Below are 19,175 nucleotides of genomic sequence, written 5' to 3'. Positions count from 1 at the left end.
TATACGCCGTCTTTATTCTTTTTCAGAATAAAGATAGGTAATACCATAATGCACTACAAGCGTTTAGCATTCCTTAACATCTGAGTATTTGTTTTTAGATCTTACTATCGAATTAAGGTAAAGCTTCCGCTAATGATTCTCCCATCATCTAATTGCACTCGATACCAATATTGGCTGGAAGGTAAAAGTCTGCCATTATAGGTACCATCCCATCCGCTACCACCTGGACGTATTTGTTTTAACAGTTTACCATTACGGTCAAAAATGTACACTAAGGAATTTGCTATGGCATCTGCTGATACTCCAGTAACTCCCCATGTTTCATTAGTGCCATCTCCATTAGGAGTAAAAAAGTCAGGAAATCCTATTACTGATATATCCTGAGTAGTTTCGGGAAGACAGCCATTTTTATCTCTTACATATATCGTATGAAATCCAGCAGGGACATTAGTAAATACTGGGCTATCCTGATATGTTCTGATATTACCACCGCTAAATACAATAGCATATTCATAATCACCAATACTTTGTGGGGCAATAACCACGGTCACTGAATTGTTAGTGCCTCCATCATTGATGATAGGTTCACTAAGTATTGCAGGACCGGAAGCGGTTACCGTTACTGTTCGCTCTTTAGAACAATTCGTGATACGACTTGTAACCAGAACAGTATAGGTGCCTGCCTGAGTTATGTCAATATTCTCAGTAGTTTCTCCTGTAGACCATAGATAATCAAAATCATTAGTATCATTTCCTGATTGAAGTACACTAGAATTGATATTTACATTTTCGCCTAAACATACAAAAGCGTTAACTTGTTCTTCAATATCCGGTCGCCGATTTAGAAATAGTGATACTTCATTAATTCCAAAACATTGATTGCTATTGTCCTCTACTCTGGCATAAACAATATCTTGCCCCTGGGTATAAAAGGTAGTATTGGTATAGGTAGTAATAAGATTTTGTTCGCTTAAAGCATCTTCTAGTGTTTCATAATAAGCAACACTTAGGTTAGTACTCCCAATAGGTAATATATCATTATCTGCTTGGGTAAGATCAAAGGTTCTAAAACCATCTTCTGTGCCATCATCATCACAGGCCAGTAAATCGGCATTGCGAGCAGAAGTAGTACTTACTTGTAGATCAAGCGAGGTAACCCTAAAACAATCTGTAATATTATTATTTACACGAACGAATAGTTGTTGATTAGGTTGTGTATTTTGGTATGAATTAGTATTCATAATTTCAGGAACTCCTGCTTATGCTGCTGCTTGATCTTCAAAAAAAAGTATGGATCGATCATTGACTCCTCCGGTAATCTGATCAAAAGCTTCATTAAGATTAAATAAAGAGGTACCTGTTGGAGATGTCGGATCATCACATTGTACCAAATTTATAGCATTTGCGATTGGTAAAGGGTTTACTTGTAAGTCAAAACTAGTTGTGCTAACACAAAGCAAAGAAGAAACATCTTGTACTCGAACAAAAATTGTCTGGGGGTTAGCTGTATTTGTATAAGGTGTGTTTTTATCAATAATTCCTGTTCCTGCATCGGCATCGGCTTGAGATATATGATAGGTTATCGTATTGGTCAAAGGGTCTAATCCATTAAGAATTTCATTATCCTTATTACTAAGTAAAAAAGATACAAACCCATTGGTATCATTACCATCATCATCATTATCACAAGTTACAAAATCTGTAGGGTCAGCGATTGGCGGCCCGGGGAGCGTAATTAATACAAAGGTGTCCACGATAAAACATTCGGTAATCGTATTTTCTATACGGACATATATAGTTTCATTGTTTTGAGTACTTAAATAGGGATTTGTTAAGGCATTGTCACCTATACTGGCATCCGCTTCAGAGTTGTGATATGATATCACAGTATTGGTTTGTGTTCCTAATATTGCTGCAGTATTGCTGTCGAGGTCAAAGTTGGTCACTCCATCATTGCGATCCCCTACAATGTCACATTCTGTGATATCAAGATTCACGGTAGGATCAGTATTATTTGTGGGGCTATCAGGAAGTAATGCGGTTCCTGTAAACTGTAAATCAAAACCTCCGTTCTGCGAGAAATTATCAATCAGGATATAATATTCCTCACCAGCAATAGCATCTATTGCTCTTACAAATCCGTTACCTAAGGCTCCTGGTCCTTCGCTTAAATCAACTTCTGTATCATTAAGTCCGGTTGGTGTCGGTACCCCAGCTGCAGGCGGGTTAGTGGATGAACATCGTATAGAACTGCCCAGATTCGTACAAGTAACATTAGGCCCATAGACCGCAAAATCGTAATCCTCATTTGGACTATTAGACTCTGGTGTTATCGTAAATGCTAATGTTCCGGATTGTACAATATTTACACGAATCCATAAACTTTGACTTTCTACAAAACCACAGTCCGGTGCATTATTACCGGGCAATGCAAAGTCATTTATACCCGTGCCATTAGAGTTTAACTCCAAATTCGTATTTCCACAAATGATAATAGTATTAATACAATCCGTCGGCTCGTTTTGAGAATAACCAGTATAAAATATAATAAGAGATAATAAGAAAAAGTGTATTGTTTTTTTCATTCGCAACGGTTGTGTCCGCGAATATACTAATAATTAACCGGTAAGTTTTTTACACCAAACCCTACAAAAACATTCATCTAATCCATTAATTATCGAATCAAAGCAAAGCTTCCGCTAATGATTCTCCCATCATCTAATTGCACTCGATACCAATATTGGCTGGAAGGTAAAAGTCTGCCATTATAGGTGCCATCCCATCCGCTACCACCTGGACGTATTTGTTTTAGGAGTTTGCCATTACGGTCAAAAATGTACACTAAGGAATTTGCTATGGCATCTGCTGATACTCCGGTAACTCCCCATGTTTCATTAGTGCCATCTCCATTAGGAGTAAAAAAGTCAGGAAATCCTATTACAGATATATTTTGAGTTACCTCTCCACATCCATTTTTATCCCTCACATATACAATATGAAATCCAGGAGGCACATCGACAAAGATATTACTGTCTTGATACGTTCTTATGCTGCTACCGTTAAATGCAATAGCATATTCATAATCTCCAACACTGGCTTCTTCAATAACAACAGTGACTGTATTTCTAGACTCTCCATCAGTAATGATAGGATCAAGTAGAATAGCAGGTCCAGAAGTAGTTACTGTCACCGTTCGCTCTTTGGAGCAATTGGTAATACGACTTGTTACAAGAACAGTATAAGTTCCTGCTTGGGATATAGTTATACTTTCTGTAGTTTCTCCTGTAGACCAAAGATAATCAAAATCATTAGGGTCATTGCCGGGTTGTTGCAAACCGGAATTGATATCCGTAGTTTCATTTTGACAGATAAAAACACCCGCTTGTTCTTCGATATCCGGTTGACGATTTAGAAATAAGGATACTTCATTAATCCCAAAACATTGATTGCTATTGTCTTCGACCCTTGCATAAATAATATCTTGTCCCTGGGTATAAAAGGTAGTATTGGTATAGGTAGTAATAGGGTTTTGTTCGCTAAACGCATTGTCTTGCGTCTCATAATAAGTAACACTTAGATTAGTACTGCCAATAGGCAATATATCATTATCTGCTTGTGTAAGATCAAATATTCTAAAACCGTCTTCTACATCATCATCATCACATGCCAGTAAATCAACATCATTAGCAGAAGTAGTGCTGACTTGGAGATTAAGTGTGGTAATCCTAAAGCAATCTGTGATATTATTATTTACACGAACGTATAGTTGTTGATTAGGTTGTGTATTTTGATATGAATTAGTATTTGTAATTTCAGGAGTTCCTGCTTCTGCTGAAGCCTGATCTTCAAAAAACAATATCGATCGATCACTAACTCCTCCGGTAATTTGATCAAAAGCTTCATTTAGATTAAATAAAGAAGTATCTGATGGAGTAGCTGGGTCATCACATTGGACTAAAGTAGAAGTATTTGCTTCAGGTAGTAAATTAATAGCGACTGCTATGTCTAAGGTATCAAAACAATCTGTATTGGTATTATTTTCTATCCTGGCATATATAGTAGGGGTAGTATTAGATAATACAGCATTGGTAGGATCTGCGATAAGGTCTGTATTGGTTTCTGCTCCAATCAAAGTGTTGTGATATGTTATCGTAAATTCTAATGGGTCTTGAGAACCGTAGATAGCACTATTTAAAGTAGTCAAGTCAAAATTGACCATTCCGTTAGTGTCATCTCCGTCATCATCATTATCACAGATAATTATAGGTTCGACTGTAGTTGTAGTTGCGGCATCAAAAATTTCTACCTGAAAACTTGTGGTGTTATAACAGTCAGTATTATCTATGTTTTCTATTCTGACGGCTATGGTTTGTGGGTTGTTTTCTGTAGTAAAATTAACCGGTAAAGGATTGTTGTCCGCATCTGCATCTGCGATTGATCTAAAATATCGTACCTGGAATTGAGTAGGATCCTGAGTACCGATAATGATATTATCGTATACTGATAGATCAAGATCGACTACACCATTAAGATTAGGATTACAAATGGTCTCATCTGCAGGGGTGTTTGAAACCGAAGGAACTTCGAAGAATGTAGCATTAGCAACACCAATTAACGGACAACTACCATCATTGAGGTCTACTTCTAGTCGGTAATTTGCGGTAGTTGTAATGTCCAGGAAATTAGTAGTAGTTGAGATCTGAACATTGTCTATAAACCAAGTATATGTTGCTCCCGGGATATCCTGATAAGATAATCTATAAGTTTCTCCCTCGCAGAAATTAATATTTACATTATTAGCATCGCCATTATTAATAATATCAATAGTCTGTGCAAAGATAGATTGTATAAAAGGAGGTAGGCCTAAATATGATTGCCTTGTGCCATCTACATTAACTAATAAACCACGTTCTGTATAATTTACATTAGGAGCTAATGCTTCTGGATTATCAATAATTCCAAGATAATCTCCAAACCCATTATTAAAATCTAATAACGCTCTATATATTTTTCCATCAGGTCCTAATTGTAATGCTCCTGCACTAAAATTAGAGAGCTCTTGCCCATTTTCATTACGTATTCTGGTTCCGCTTGCAGCTATTTGGGCATCAGGCAAGGATAAATCGAATTGTAGCATAAATCCATCACCTTCACCATCAATTCCTGAACCAATAGAAGTATATAATCGCTGACCGCTTTGTGAAAACTCAACTCCATAAGGACCATCACCATTATAGAGCTCCAGCTCGTTACTTACGATACCTGTTGCGTTATCAAAATCATATAATAGCACTTTTCCAGGGCCATCCGTTGCAGCAATTGTGGCAAATCCATAATGCGCCAGCGCTAATTTATCACCTTCAGGAGAGGCTTTTAAATACCCTAATGCATTACGACGATATCCCGATACGGGGACTGTAACTCCGATCTGAGATGTAGTTGGGGTAGGATTGACCCCGGTATCATCTACCTTAAAAGCATAATACGTATCTGAAAAATGTGTGATCACCCAAAAGGAGTCACAGTCATCACTTTTGACAGCAGTAATTTTTTCTGAACACTTATATAAACTTTCTAATTGATCTGTGGTGTCATATGTAACCAGAGGAATATTTTTTTGTCCCTGAACAACAGCGCCGTTTCCTCCATCTAAGGTCATATCTACAATAGAATATTGTAACCCATCATTGACTCCGTCTCCATCTGATGTTGCTGGATTACCATCTGCATTGTCATGATGAGGTTCATCTACAGTAAAGACTATGTAGATATTAGGAGTATTAGGTTGTGGTACAATAAGTGCCGAAGAAGTACTGGATTCATCTCCCTTAAGCCCAGTACCATTTTGCATTATATCATGATTACGTGTATAGATAATAGACCCGTCTGTATAAAATAATAAGGAACCCGTAGCATCAGATATTGTGGTGCATCCCTCTAAAGTAGATAATCTACCATCAGTAAGCGCTGTAGGCGGCGTAGTGCCAAAATTTATTCCGGCTCTATCACCAAAATACCAATTATTAGCTTCTCCCTGACTATATGCAGTTATACCAGAAAGGAAAAACAAAATTGTATATACATATCTCATACATTCATTTCTTTAATTAATTTATAGGTAATTAATTAAAAGATTAAGGGCGTATGAAACTCCCGGATAAGGTTTGTTTCATATCTAAAATGTAAACGTAACTTTAGAAAAGTAATTGTTTACAGTATAGAAGTGATTTTTACTCACTAAGCCCCTAAGAACTCAAAGATATTATAAATCTCTCTTTTTCAATAATCGATAAGAAAGATAAACGAAAATTGTTGTCCAGATGAGTACTATAAGAATTTCGTACCAATGTGTGGTATAGTCTTTTTCAAAACCACCACCAAGTTGATTTGCTGCAGATTGTATCGCTTTAAACCGGGTTACTGGCTCTTTTATCAAATTGTTCATACTATCCAGCGGTAAAAAAGGAATAATATGATCTACAAAATCAGTATTAAATTTCCATTTAAATAACCCCGAAATTAGCCTAAAACCTCCTTCAATAAGTTGCCAGAATATTAAGAAACCTAATGCAAAAGCAGATCTTTTGATGAGGATACCCAAAAACATACAGAATGAAAAGAAACCTACAAGTTTAATGAAGTATGCAAAAATATAGGTGAGATCAGAGAAAATTATAGAGGGTTCATTGTAATCAGAAAAAATCAATCCTAATATGAGCGAAACCGCAAAAAGGAAAATAGTAGAAATAATCGAAAACACCACCACAGTTAGAAACTTAGATGCCAAAAACTCTTTTTTACTAAGTCCGTCGATGAGGTTCTGCTTTAGTGTTCTGTTACTATATTCATTAGACATAATGGATACTATAACAATAGCCAGAAAAAGCTTTAACCAGGCAGCAACCCAAGAGTTAAAGTGCCAGATGTATGGGAAATTGAATATGCCCTGATCCGCGATTCTAAATTTTATATTACCAAAATTAAATTCGTATGAAGCGATCAGTGTAATTAAGGTGATCAATACAAAATATGTAATTGTCAATATTTTTGCTGACCTATTATATCGTAGTTTATGAAATTCTATGCTGAGTAATCGTAACATCTGTCTAGTTTTGGTTGTTGGTTAATTGTAAGAATTGTTCTTCCAGGCTTTCTTTTCTCTTTACAAGATGAGTAAGTGTTATGCCCGCATCGAATAATTGTTTGTTGAGCGTATCAGCATCAAGTTCTTGTTTCAGGAAAACAATAAGTTTATTGTCTTCTTCTTTGATATTACCAAAAGCAGCATTTTTAGATAACCATTCTTTTAAGGTTCCGTTTTGATTACTTTTTAGTTCAAAGAACCCATGACTTGCGTTCATCTCATCTACTGGACCAGAGTACAACTTAACTCCTTGTCGAATAATCACTACATGACTACATACTTTTTCTACTTCATCCAATAAATGGGAAGCCAAAAGAATAGTAGTACCTTGCGAAGCAATTTTCTTGATGATCTCTCTAATCTGATGGATTCCCTGTGGATCTAAACCATTAGTAGGTTCATCAAGGATCAGGATTTCGGGATCATTTAACAGTGCAGAAGCGATAGCTAATCGTTGTTTCATGCCTAATGAGAAGGTTCTAAATTTACTGTCTTTGCGATCCAGTAATCCTACGATCTCTAGTTTTTCTTCTATTTTATCATCAGCGACCTCTTTGATCTTACAAACCAATTTTAGGTTTTGAGCTGCGGTCATATAAGGATAAAAATTAGGACGCTCAATAATAGCACCTACCTTTTTTAAGGCTTCATGTGTTGAAGTATTGCCATCGAACCAAGTAAAATCTCCTGAAGTTTTATTGACAACGTTTAGTACAATCCCCAGTGTAGTAGATTTACCACTACCATTAGGGCCTAAAATTCCGTAGACATTTCCTTTCTTAATGGTAAACGAAAGATCTTTTACCGCTGTGATTGGCCCGAATCTTTTGGTAAGATTAGTAAGGGTTAATATGGTTTCCAATGCTAATTATTTTTGGTGGTTATATTAAACTAGACGATGAGTGTAGGTTTTTGTTACAAGAATAGTTAGTGAGTTTGTGAGTGGTTGAGTACGTGAGCGCGAGATATCGGTGCAATATATAAGCTTTGTGCTATGAGAATGATCAAATGCTAGAAGTTGATTTTACTTGTGTTTGATGTATTTGAGTAAAAAGAATATTATAAACTTTATCTCTTTATGAATTTGTTTATCTGAAACTTTTCTACTTTATGAATTTGTTTTAAATCTTGTAACTTGCCATTAGAAATGAATTTGAGGTATGGAAGAAAAGTTAATGTCAAAGAAAAAGCCAACGTATCCTATAAATGATGATCTGGATGCATATTTAAAGGAGTGTAATCGTAAGATCAAAATCCCTGTGTTTTATGATGATCTTTTGCGTTTTTCGGGTTCGATTGTGGTGTATGATAGTAATGATGAAGATACATTGTGGGTACGAGTATATTATGAAGAACACGAACGACCAGAAATCGAATCCAGCCTTAAAAAAGTATATACCATTCTACATTCTGATGGTAATGAAGACGCTATAGAATTCTTGAATATTGATGCGATCGATTATTGTACGTTTGGAAATTCTAAACCGTTTAGGGTTAAAGTGAGAAATATTCTGAATGATAACTACACTTATATTTATGTCAAAAAAGCTGATGCTTCTCGTATCTATGGGTTAGAGTTAGAGCATATGTTTTCTCCTAACCGAATTAACTTTTTAGTATATAAAAATACATTGATCGAAGAACACATTGCCGGAATCCCTGGAGATGTGTTTATCAAAGATTTTCTACCCGACTTGAGTGATCAGGCAAAAGCTCAGATTGCCAAGGAGTTTGTGAAGTTTAATGAACGTTGCCAAATGCGTTTGTTAGGAGATATGCGATCTTATAACTATGTGATTATCCCGATACACGATTTTGATCATGTAGAATATAAGATCAGAGCGATAGATTTTGATCAGCAATGTTTTGAAGGTAAACTAAAGGTATATCAGCCACAATTCTTTAAAGAGAATTTTACAATGGTAGATGTGGTCATGAATAAGTTACAACCCAATTCTATAGAACAGTATAAAAAGGAGGAGCGCTCCATTTTAGCAAAACGTATCCTAAACTCCAGGTCGCGCTACGAAACCTTGATCGATTGTATGTGTAAGGATCATATTTCTACAGAAGAAAACCTAAAAGAACTCAGAGAACATTTATACAATTTTACGTTGGATCTAAAATTCAGACGTAGTAAATCTATGGGAGAAGTCCTTAAAACTGCCATGGATTTCGTAAAACGTAATTATGAGAATGTGAATATGAAACGATTGATGGAGGGATAGTCGTTAGAGCTGAGGGCGCTTCGCTTTGAGTGGTGAGTATGTGAGATTAAGTATTTACTCAAAAACTCACATACTCAGTAACTCACATACTATTTTATTTTTTTCTCTAGCTCGATATTTTTCTTTTTCAATGCTATTACTTCTTTTTGCAGCTGTGCTGTCTTTTTATTTTGCTCAATCATATATAAGGTAAGTTCTTCTATTTTTTCCAGCAATTTTTTGTTCATTTCTCCCAGTTGGATGCCATTTTCTGCTACTTCTGCTGCAGAAGGGATGTTTTGTAAATGTCCTTTTTCTACGATATGGTTTTCTACTTCTTGCAATGTTGGTAGGTTATAATCACTTTCAAAAACATAGTCAGGCCATCCTATAAGGTCTATTTTTACCTCTTTGGCGTGGATATTACCGTTTACGGCTAGTTTGGAGTCTGGGGTGGTTGTTCCTATTCCAATGTTTCCTCCAAATGGATTAATAAGCAAATCAAATTTTGCGGCGGTTGTGGTTTGCTGTGTTTGAATTACTGCCTTTAGATTGGTGTTATCTACTCCAAACCTAAGGCTTGCATCATTACCATTGTTATCAGCTCTTATTATAAGTCCGCTATTAGGTAATGTTATTGCATTGGATAAATCGGCATTTTTTAAAATTTCTAATTTACCAGATGGATTTGTAGTTCCTATACCCACATTGCCTGAATTAGGTTGTAGTACTAACCTACCACCTCTATAAACTCTTACGTGTTCATAATTATTGTTTTCATCATTGGTAGATATTTGTAAGTAGTTATTACTACCATTATATTTCATATATGCACCTGATTGATTGGTATTTGTTCCCCCAGGATATTCATTCCAACGAATTGTTCCACTATCTTCTTGATTTATGGAGTTGTTGTGTAAAATTATATCACCTTCAAAGGCAGATATATTCCCATTTACTTGTAGTTTCTCGGTAGGGTTTGTTGTTCCTATTCCTACATTACCATTAGAGTTTATAATCATTCTATCTATACCACCAGTTCTAAAATAGTGGTTATTTATTCCAGCTCCTGTAGCACTTCTTCCATAATAAGAATTTGTCCCATTCCAGAAAAGAAGTTGTGTAAAAGTACCCGAACCTGTTTCTCCTAGTATAGCATTACCAGAACTTAAAGCAATTCCATCATCAGAAGGAGCTGAAATATGAAATCTTTTTTTCGGATTCGAAGTTCCAATACCAAATTTTCCGTCACCATTCATTCTCGCTCTTTCTATACCACCACTCAAAAAAAGGATTTTATATTTATTATTCTCATTTTCTCCAGCATCTAAAGTTATGTTATCAAATCTAGATTTGAATAACCAAGTTCCAGGAAAAGTTCCTCCAAAACTTTGAATTCTATTAGACCCCCCATTTGCACTAGGAAATTGTAATTGGTACAATCCCATATTTAAATCTTGTGTTTGTGTTTGACCTTTTAATAAAGAAGAGAAAGATATTAAAATCAGAAATGTTAATACGTGTTTAATCATAATAAAGTTTATTTAACGTCAATTTTTTACCCTAACTGATAACAATCTTTTATTATCACGAATAGGATGTATACTTCATAGTGCCGTTTATAGATAAAATGTTACCCCATTTCATAAAAAAAAATTAACCATTGGGGAAAAATCAGCCGCGAAGATACTGGATTTAGATCTTTTGACTTAAAAGAATAGTGATAAAATTTAAAAATAGTTGTTGAGTATGTGAGAAGTAGAGAGGTGAGTCAATGAAAACGCTTTGCTTTGAGAGGAAAGTATGTGAGTTTAAGATATTTTCTCAAAAACTCACATACTCAAACACTCATAAACTTTAACTACGTTTTCTGCTCCTTATTAAAATAGACCAAGTAATAATACATCTGTTTTTCTTCGTCCCAGCCTTTTTCTACAAACTTCTCTGCAGATTCGGGATTAATGAAATCCATCTTGATCTGTACATTGGTGTCCAGATTAATCACATTCTTGATTTTTTTGCGAGCTGCAGTAACTGCATTATTTGCAATAGGGAAGGAGGTAAGGTCTTCAATCTGGTATTTTGGAGCTTTTTCTGTCTTGTAATGCTTAAATTCAGGAATCAGATCAGGATTATCAATCACCTCGTTTAAGAAAGCAGATTCTTCGAATTCGTCATTCTTAGCAAAGTGATTTACCGCACGGTTCATAAACATTACTTCTTCCTTTTTGTCTTCTGCCGGTAGTACTACATCTTTGGCAAAATCTTGGCAAAATTTCATATACTTTTTGGTATAGAAATTTTCATCCGCAAAAGCTTCTACACCTAAGAAATGCTCTAACCAATATTTAGTGTCATATCGATTAGAATCCACAGAAAGAATCTTATATCCCTCTTCTTTTTTATGATTAAAAATCAAACAGCCTTTATCTAACTTATTCAAATTAACTCCCTGCTGGATTAATAGTTCCAAATCACTTCCTTGTTCTTCGAATTGTAAGAAATCGTGTTTTAATTCAGATTTAAAAATACCTAAAGCTGATACTTTTTCGTTATCAATAGCCACATTATCCAGATAAGTTACATACACTTCACCACTTTTGATATGTGGATGTTGTGATTGTTCATATAATAAAGAAGCAATTCTCTTAGATTTTTCATGTACCGAAGAAGGGTTATCAAAAATCTCAGAAACAATTTTATATAGAGGATTAAACTCTACATCTACTTCATTAGCAAACTGAAAGTAGTTTTCCTCTTTTTCTCTAAAAGGCTTAAAGAAGTATTCCTTTAGTAATGCAGTCAATTCATCATTTAGCGCATAAGGAGACTCTGATAAGAATATATTTTCGTTTCTGCTTTTGTTTCCGATTCTATGAACCGAAAGGGATTCAATCTGGGTGCTGTATAGGTTGATCATGACATCCTTGTCATTCCTGCGTAAGCAGGAATCTGTTTAATTATAGTTAGTTATATGGTTTCCCGCCTTCGCGGAAAAGATAAATTATTTTATTTTAATTCCAATTCTCATCAAACCCTAAGTCATCATATTCATCAAGGTTTAAAAATTCATTATCATTTCCTTCGTCAAAACTTCCTGATTCATCAGCTTTAAATTCTTTGTCTGGTGCAGCATCAGGGATTTGACCATGAATAAACATTACGTTAGGATATTCCATTCCGTTTTCGTATTCTGCGATTTCTGCTAATTCTACCAAAAAGGTCCACATACTTAAAAAGTCATAAATATAGATCAGTTTAGGAGATGCTTCATGGACCACATCGATTAAGGTGGTTTCATTCATTAATCGAACAGGTTCACTACCATCACTCATGTCAAAAAGTGAAATTTCTTCTCCCTGGTTCCATTGTTCATCACTAACGTAAAATGATGCCATTTCTGTACCATCAAACCCAAAGGATTGGGTAATCACATTATGAAACTGCTCTAAAGTAGCATCTTGCTCTATTTCGATATCTCTAAACACATCTTCTTCTGTATCCAGAATAACTCTGAAACGGTAAATCATGTTATACTAATTTGGATTTGCAAAGATACAAGCTAAAATCTGAATTCAGATTTTAGAATTCGGTTTTTTAAGTTTAAAAACTTCTAAAAGAATAAAAAATTGTACACCGAATAATAAAGAAGCTAATACCAAATGCAAGGGCTGTGTTAGAAAAGGAAAATCAAAATAATACATAATAATACCGCTAAGCGCTTCTAAACCAATAAATATCAGTACCCAGTTCAGTTTAGATAGTCCTAGTTGTAATTTTTTATGTTGAAGAAATAGCCAAGCATTTACTAAAACTACCAGTACCGAAAATGATCTATGAATATAAAATGTTATTGTAGGAGGATTTAACCACTCAGATTTAGCTAGTTCTCCTATAGCTTTTACTTGCTCATCTACATGTTGACGTACTTGGGTCCCCAAAGCTACTTGGACTAACGTGAGAATAACAGAAAAGATAAAAACACCTTTAAATGTGTTGGTAAATGTTCTTGAGGTCTCTTTTTTTCTGGTTAAAAACAGTATATATAATAGGATCGCCAGAATGACAAAAGCCATAACCATATGAATTGTTATTCTGAAGGGTAGTAAATTAGAATCTACAACAACTTTTCCTAGCCAAGCCTGAAAACCCATAGCCAAAATAGTAATGGTGGTAAAAACAGGAATCTGTTTTCTTGTTTTCCAATACGTAAATGAAATTAAAAACATGATAAGCATAGGAATTCCTGAAAGCACGGTGACTAGACGGTTAATATATTCGATCCAGGTATGCCATACATTAAACTTTGCATAATCATGTTTTGTATAGCCTTTCCAATTCGTTGGGTTATAGGTTTCTGTAGAAACAAAATCTTTTGGAGCAATTCTTAGTTCTTCATTAACGATGACTATAAACCCTTTTTTATACTCAACATTTGGCTGCCATTGTATCTGTGCTTCTTCTGTAGGAGGAATATAATATCCAAAACACTTTGGCCAATCCGGACATCCCATTCCGGATCCGGTCATTCTTACCACAGCACCTGCTATTATAATCAGGTAAATGAATACGAGGGAAGTAATGACAAGTGGTCTGAAATATTTTTTCATGTTTTTTATTTATGAAGATTCTTAGTAATTTTCAACCCTAATTCTCCTCCTTTCTTAATCATAAACTGATATGCTGCTTTGTGTTCATTAGGTATTTCACCCTCTAGAATAGCTTCTTTTATAGCCTCTTTTATGATTCCGATTTCTCGTGAAGGTTTAATGTTGAAGGTTTCCATAATTTCCTCACCAGTAACCGGTGGTTGGAAATTACGAATATGATCCCGTTCTTCAACTTCAATCATCTTTTGGCGAACAATCTTAAAATTGTTATGGTATTTCTTAAAACGTTTTGGGTTTTTGGTCGTAATATCTGCTTCGCAAAGCGTCATCAATTCTTCAATATAATCTCCGGCATCAAAAACCAATCTGCGAACTGCAGAATCCGTAACTCCTGAAGCAATCACAATAGGACGAGAACTCATTAATACCATTTTCTGAACAAACTTCATCTTTTCATTCAGAGGCATTTTTAGACGCTTAAATAATTTAAAAACCATTTTAGAGCCCACAAATTCGTGACCGTGAAATGTCCATCCTACTTTTTTGCTAAATTTTTTAGTGGGAGCCTTGCCTATATCATGTAGTAAAGCAGCCCAGCGTAACCATAGATCATCTGTGTTTTCAGAAATATTGTCAACTACTTCTAGTGTATGGTAAAAATTATCTTTGTGTTTTTGACCTTCGATCTCATCAATACCTTTTAAGGCAACTAATTCGGGTAAAATATATGGAAGAAGTCCTGTAGTCTCCAATAATTTAAAGCCAACTGAAGGTCTGTCACTTAATAATATTTTATGAAGCTCATCAACAATTCGTTCTTTGGTGATGATCTTAATGCGATCTTTATTCTTAGAGATTGCTCTTAATGATTTGTCTTCAATTTTAAAATTCAACTGCGTTGCGAATCGAATGGCTCTCATCATTCTGAGTGGATCATCAGAATAGGTGACATCAGGATCCAGAGGAGTGCGAATGATTTTTGACTTCAAATCTTCTAATCCATCAAAAGGATCGAGAATATCTCCAAAATGATCTTTAGCTAAGTTTAGCGCCAATGCATTGATGGTAAAATCTCTTCTATTTTGGTCATCTTCCAGAGTTCCATTTTCTACCATTGGATTACGACTATCTTCGGTATAAGATTCCTTGCGTGCTCCAACAAATTCAACTTCGATTTCGTCGGATCTTAGCATCGCAGTACCATAGGTTTTAAAAACCTGAACTTTAGGATTATTTGGTAAAAGTCTGGAAACTTCTTTGGCGAGTTCTATTCCACTGCCGACAGCTACAATATCAATATCCTTGGCGTTTCCTCTTTGTAGTATATAGTCTCTTACAAACCCTCCAATGACATAGCTATCAAGATTTAGATTGGCTGCTGCTTGAGTAATTGTTTTAAAAATAGGGTGTTGTAGTGCTTCTTTATAATTTTTAGCTTCGGACATGAACGATTTACTTCCTGATAATTTTCACAGTGCTATCACCTCCTATTTTGATAATCGAAGAAGGTTTAGCACCTTTATTTTGCAGTGGCAAATTTACAACATAGTCTACGCCTTCCAAAATCTCTTTACTTATTTCTTTTAGGTTATTTGGCGTAGGTTTACCACTAATATTTGCTGAAGTAGAAACAAAATAAGCTATTTTAGAATTGTAAATGCTTTTCTATTTCTACTGGTGATCTTCCACTAATTAAATTCGGGGACAGTATTTTTTGATGCTATGTACTTAGGATTTTCTGGATTCAGCTTTTCCCCCTGCATAACTTTTTTATAAAGCTTAAGATAAGATTCGGTCATTACTTTAGAATTAAAGTACTTAACAGCATATTCATGACATCGTCTGGGATTGTAATCAAACTCTCTTATGGCTTTTGCTATTTCGTCCGAGTTAGAACCTGTAAATCCTACTTCTGGTGTGATTAACTCTTTTAAAGACCCATTTTTAGTTCCAAAAACTGCGCAGCCAGCATACATACTTTCGGTAATAGCTATCCCAAATGGTTCGTGCCATATTACAGGAAAAACAAGAGCTTTTGAATTTTGTGCAACCTTCATTTTAACATCGTTCTCTACCATGCCAAGAAAAATGATGTTTGGATTTAATATGTACTTTAACCCTCTTTTGATATTACGATATGTCAATCTATCTCCTCCCATTACATGAAGTTTTTCTCCTGATTTTAAGGCTATTTTTGTTGCGCCAAATAGGTTTTTTATTTTCCAAGAGGCCTTAGCAAGAAAATGAAGGTATTTTCTCTCTCCATCCAAAATGGGATCAGGATAATCATCCCAATCAATACCGTTGTATACGTATGAATTAGAACCATATCTATTAGCGTGATTCTTGGAAACAAAAACCATATTGTTATCTAATACTTGATTAGGAGGAGGGTTACCTTCCATAGTAAAGAGATATGGTTTATCTAAATTTTTTCCGGATGAATGAAATAAATGTACCACATCTATCTCTTGAGGAATCTGATCTTTTATATCTTTTGTTTCATCAAAATTAATTACAGTTGCAAAATCACTATGAGATCCCTTTTTTGCTAAAAAATATACTTTGTGCCCCATTTTAGCTAATTCTTTTCCTAGGCCCCATATTACGCGTTCTGTACCTCCATATTTTTTAACTGGTAGTACAGCAGTTTTATCTTCTATAAGTATATTCATTATGTGGTTTTTAGTTTTTATATAATATAGATTGTAATCCAAAAACAATAATAAATCTTAATTTTTCAGAAATAGTATCTAATGACTTTTCTTCAATTTTAAAATTCAACTAAATTGTAAATCGGACAGCTCTCATCGTTCTTAATGAATCATCAAAAGATGATATAAGGATTCTGAGAGAGCAATGATTTTTAGTTTCGGACATGAACAATTTACTTCCTAATAATTTTTACAGTACTATCTCCTCCTATTTTGATAATTGAAGAAGGTTTAACACCTTTATTTTGTAACGGCAAATTTACTATATGGTCTACGCCTTCCAAAATCTCTTTACTTATTTCTTTTAGGTTGTTTGGCGTAGGTTTACCACTAATATTTGCTGAAGTAGAAACGATTGGTCTCTTGAATTTTCGAATTAATCTTCCGCAAAAAGGATCTCTAACCACACGTATACCTAAAGTATTGTCATCAGCGATAATATTCTCTGCTACTCGCAGTGGCCTGTCATAGATTATAGTCGTAGCCTTTTTGGCATATTTAAGTATGTCATACGCTACTTCTGGAACTTCTTCAACATATTGCTGAAGCATTTTAAAATCACTAACTAAACAGATCATAGATTTACTCTCTTCTCTTTGTTTTAGAGCAAATATTTTGTCGATAGCTTCTGCGTTTGTTGCATCACAACCGATTCCCCATACCGTATCAGTGGGATAGAGGATAAGTCCTCCTCGTTTTAGGGTTGTGAGTGCTTTTTCCATTTCTACTTGTTGATCTGCCATTAGATAAATTTTGGTATTATATTCTCTGCTTCTATATATTCTGGAATTTCAGAATTCAGTTTTTCTCCAGAGAGTACTTTGTCATAAAGTTTTATGTACTCTTCTGTCATTATCTTTGAATTAAAGTTGTTAACTGCATATTCATAACATATTTTGGGATTATAATCAAACTCTTTTATAGCTTTTGCAAGTTCATTTGAATTGTTACTGGTGTAGCCAACTTGTGGAGTTATAAGTTCTTCTAAGGATCCATTTTTACTTCCAAAAACTGCGCAGCCAGCATACAGGCTTTCTATAATAGCCAATCCGAAAGGTTCGTGCCATATTACAGGAAATATTAGTCCTTTGGAATTTTTCATAATGTTCATTTTGGTAGAATTATCCACCATTCCTCTAAATATAATATTAGGATTAAGAATATATTTAAAACCTCTTTTGAAATTTCGAAATGTCCATCTATCTCCTCCTAAAATATGAAGTTTGTTGTCTGATTTTATCGCGATTTTTGCAGCACCAAAAACATTTTTTATTTTCCAGGGAGCTCTTCCAAGGAAATGTAGATATTTTCTTTCTTGATTTAATACGGGTTTTGGATAATCGCTCCAATCCAATCCATTATAAACAAATGTATTAGAATTGTATCTTTTTGCCTGGTTTTTAGATATAAAAACTGTATTGATATCAATTAATTGATTGATACCAGGATTACCGTGCATTGTGATTAAAAATGGTTTGTTAATATTTTCATCTATAGCATGATTGAGATGAACTATGTCAATATCGCCCGGAATCTGATCATTAATAGTTTTCTTATCGTCAAAAGGGATTATTTTAGCAAAATCTGAAGAAGACTCTTTATTAACCAGAAAAGATACCTTGTGTCCTAGTTTGACAAGTTCATTTCCTAAGCCCCATATAACGCGCTCTGTACCACCATATTTTGTTGCGGGTATTTTGGCAGATTTATCTACGATAAGTATTTTCATAAGCTAGTATTAATATGAGAAATACTATTTTTTTACAACAGTTGCATATTGCAAATACCACATATCCATAGCAGTAAACAAAAATGGAATGTTGTAGAAGTATGGCTTTATAGATTTGGTTCTGTTAATTCCTTTATGAGTAATTATTTTGTATCCAAGCCTTTTATACATATTAGCAATACTTTTGCCTGTAAAAAATCGTAAATGAGTTTTGTCCATAACTCCATTATCCTTGTATTCCCAATTTTTATTAATCACTAGACTCTTTAGAGCACTGTGATATCTAATATTAGGTATAGAGCTTATAATGACGCCGTTATCCGATAGTTTACTTTTTATTTTTTCCAATACCCAATATGGATCCACCAAATGTTCCAAAACATCATTGAAATATATGGCATCAAAATAATTGTCAGGGAGGTCGTCAATCAATTTTTCGCACTCACCAATAAAAACTTTATCCAGTACTTTTTCTGCTTTTTTACCATGCTCCGGCATTAGCTCAATTCCCCAGGTTTCAGCATTGTATTTTTCCTTAATATAACCCGAAAAAGCTCCTTCTCCACATCCAATATCTAATACTGTTTTAGAACCTTTAGGGAGAAAAGTAAGCATTTCATGCCTAGTATTATTGTAATAATTATCAGGTTTATTATGGTAATCCATTTAAGTAATTATTTTTCAATTAAAGAAAATTATAGCAAGTAAGTTTTGATTTCAAATATAGTCTTGTTTTAAGTATTAAATTCTTAATATTGTATTATATAACTA

15 protein-coding genes and 1 pseudogene are annotated in these 19,175 nt (G+C 34.5%); 1 reads left to right on the top strand and 15 read right to left on the bottom strand.

Features of this window, described 5'->3' with window-relative positions; all coding sequences use genetic code 11:
- Window positions 1–104 precede the first annotated feature (104 nt).
- The 5 genes from J8M14_RS09300 to J8M14_RS09280 all read right to left on the bottom strand — a co-directional run bounded on the left by J8M14_RS09300 (window position 105) and on the right by J8M14_RS09280 (window position 8,006).
- On the bottom strand, window positions 105–1,241 hold the full coding sequence (locus tag J8M14_RS09300; protein WP_211074341.1) for a T9SS type B sorting domain-containing protein: 1,137 nt from the start codon (window positions 1,239–1,241) through the stop codon (window positions 105–107).
- Between the two features lie 18 nt (window positions 1,242–1,259).
- The gene (locus tag J8M14_RS09295; protein WP_211074340.1) at window positions 1,260–2,585 is read right to left on the bottom strand and encodes a hypothetical protein; all 1,326 of its coding nucleotides are present in this window, start codon (window positions 2,583–2,585) and stop codon (window positions 1,260–1,262) included.
- Between the two features lie 89 nt (window positions 2,586–2,674).
- Window positions 2,675–6,091 carry a T9SS type B sorting domain-containing protein gene (locus tag J8M14_RS09290; RefSeq protein WP_211074339.1) on the bottom strand — a complete coding sequence of 1,139 codons (3,417 nt, stop codon included), beginning with the start codon at window positions 6,089–6,091 and terminating at the stop codon, window positions 2,675–2,677.
- A gap of 171 nt (window positions 6,092–6,262) precedes the next feature.
- Entirely contained in the window at window positions 6,263–7,102 is an 840-nt protein-coding gene (locus J8M14_RS09285; RefSeq protein WP_211074338.1) for an ABC transporter permease subunit, read from the bottom strand.
- Between the two features lie 4 nt (window positions 7,103–7,106).
- Window positions 7,107–8,006, bottom strand: coding sequence for an ABC transporter ATP-binding protein (locus J8M14_RS09280; protein ID WP_211074337.1), 900 nt, complete (start codon window positions 8,004–8,006; stop codon window positions 7,107–7,109).
- Window positions 8,007–8,304: 298 nt separating this feature from the next.
- On the opposite strand from J8M14_RS09280, the gene J8M14_RS09275 reads away from it, so the two are divergent.
- The gene (locus J8M14_RS09275; RefSeq protein ID WP_211074336.1) at window positions 8,305–9,372 is read left to right on the top strand and encodes a hypothetical protein; all 1,068 of its coding nucleotides are present in this window, start codon (window positions 8,305–8,307) and stop codon (window positions 9,370–9,372) included.
- Between the two features lie 89 nt (window positions 9,373–9,461).
- Here the strand turns inward: J8M14_RS09275 and J8M14_RS09270 are convergent, their stop codons facing one another.
- The 10 genes and pseudogenes from J8M14_RS09270 to J8M14_RS09225 form a co-directional block, all read right to left on the bottom strand.
- Entirely contained in the window at window positions 9,462–10,883 is a 1,422-nt protein-coding gene (locus J8M14_RS09270) for a hypothetical protein (protein ID WP_211074335.1), read from the bottom strand.
- A 329-nt stretch (window positions 10,884–11,212) separates the two neighbouring features.
- On the bottom strand, window positions 11,213–12,271 hold the full coding sequence (locus J8M14_RS09265; RefSeq protein WP_211074334.1) for a nucleoid-associated protein: 1,059 nt from the start codon (window positions 12,269–12,271) through the stop codon (window positions 11,213–11,215).
- A 94-nt stretch (window positions 12,272–12,365) separates the two neighbouring features.
- Window positions 12,366–12,881: a hypothetical protein gene (locus tag J8M14_RS09260; RefSeq protein ID WP_211074333.1), complete on the bottom strand. Its 516-nt coding sequence runs from the start codon at window positions 12,879–12,881 to the stop codon at window positions 12,366–12,368.
- A 45-nt stretch (window positions 12,882–12,926) separates the two neighbouring features.
- Complete coding sequence (locus J8M14_RS09255; protein ID WP_211074332.1) at window positions 12,927–13,961, bottom strand: COX15/CtaA family protein; 1,035 nt, start codon at window positions 13,959–13,961, stop codon at window positions 12,927–12,929.
- 5 nt (window positions 13,962–13,966) lie between these two features.
- A complete protein-coding gene (locus J8M14_RS09250; RefSeq protein WP_211074331.1) occupies window positions 13,967–15,406 on the bottom strand; it encodes an HD domain-containing protein in 1,440 nt (479 codons plus the stop codon).
- A gap of 7 nt (window positions 15,407–15,413) precedes the next feature.
- Window positions 15,414–15,593, bottom strand: a pseudogene (locus tag J8M14_RS09245) (Sua5/YciO/YrdC/YwlC family protein); the annotation flags it as partial.
- A gap of 56 nt (window positions 15,594–15,649) precedes the next feature.
- A complete protein-coding gene (locus tag J8M14_RS09240) occupies window positions 15,650–16,636 on the bottom strand; it encodes a glycosyltransferase (RefSeq protein ID WP_211074330.1) in 987 nt (328 codons plus the stop codon).
- A 212-nt stretch (window positions 16,637–16,848) separates the two neighbouring features.
- Complete coding sequence (locus J8M14_RS09235) at window positions 16,849–17,418, bottom strand: L-threonylcarbamoyladenylate synthase (protein ID WP_211074329.1); 570 nt, start codon at window positions 17,416–17,418, stop codon at window positions 16,849–16,851.
- Window positions 17,418–18,404, bottom strand: a complete 987-nt coding sequence (locus tag J8M14_RS09230; RefSeq protein ID WP_211074328.1) for a glycosyltransferase — start codon at window positions 18,402–18,404, stop codon at window positions 17,418–17,420. Before J8M14_RS09230 ends, J8M14_RS09235 begins: the two co-directional genes overlap by 1 nt.
- 24 nt (window positions 18,405–18,428) lie before the next feature.
- Complete coding sequence (locus J8M14_RS09225; protein WP_211074327.1) at window positions 18,429–19,070, bottom strand: class I SAM-dependent methyltransferase; 642 nt, start codon at window positions 19,068–19,070, stop codon at window positions 18,429–18,431.
- Between the last annotated feature and the right edge of the window lie 105 nt (window positions 19,071–19,175).

The organism is Aquimarina sp. MMG016 (assembly GCF_018100805.1).
In the GTDB taxonomy this organism is placed as follows: Bacteria; Bacteroidota; Bacteroidia; order Flavobacteriales; family Flavobacteriaceae; genus Aquimarina.
Note: the sequence above shows the minus strand (reverse complement) of the source record. Positions and strands in the feature narration are given on the sequence as shown.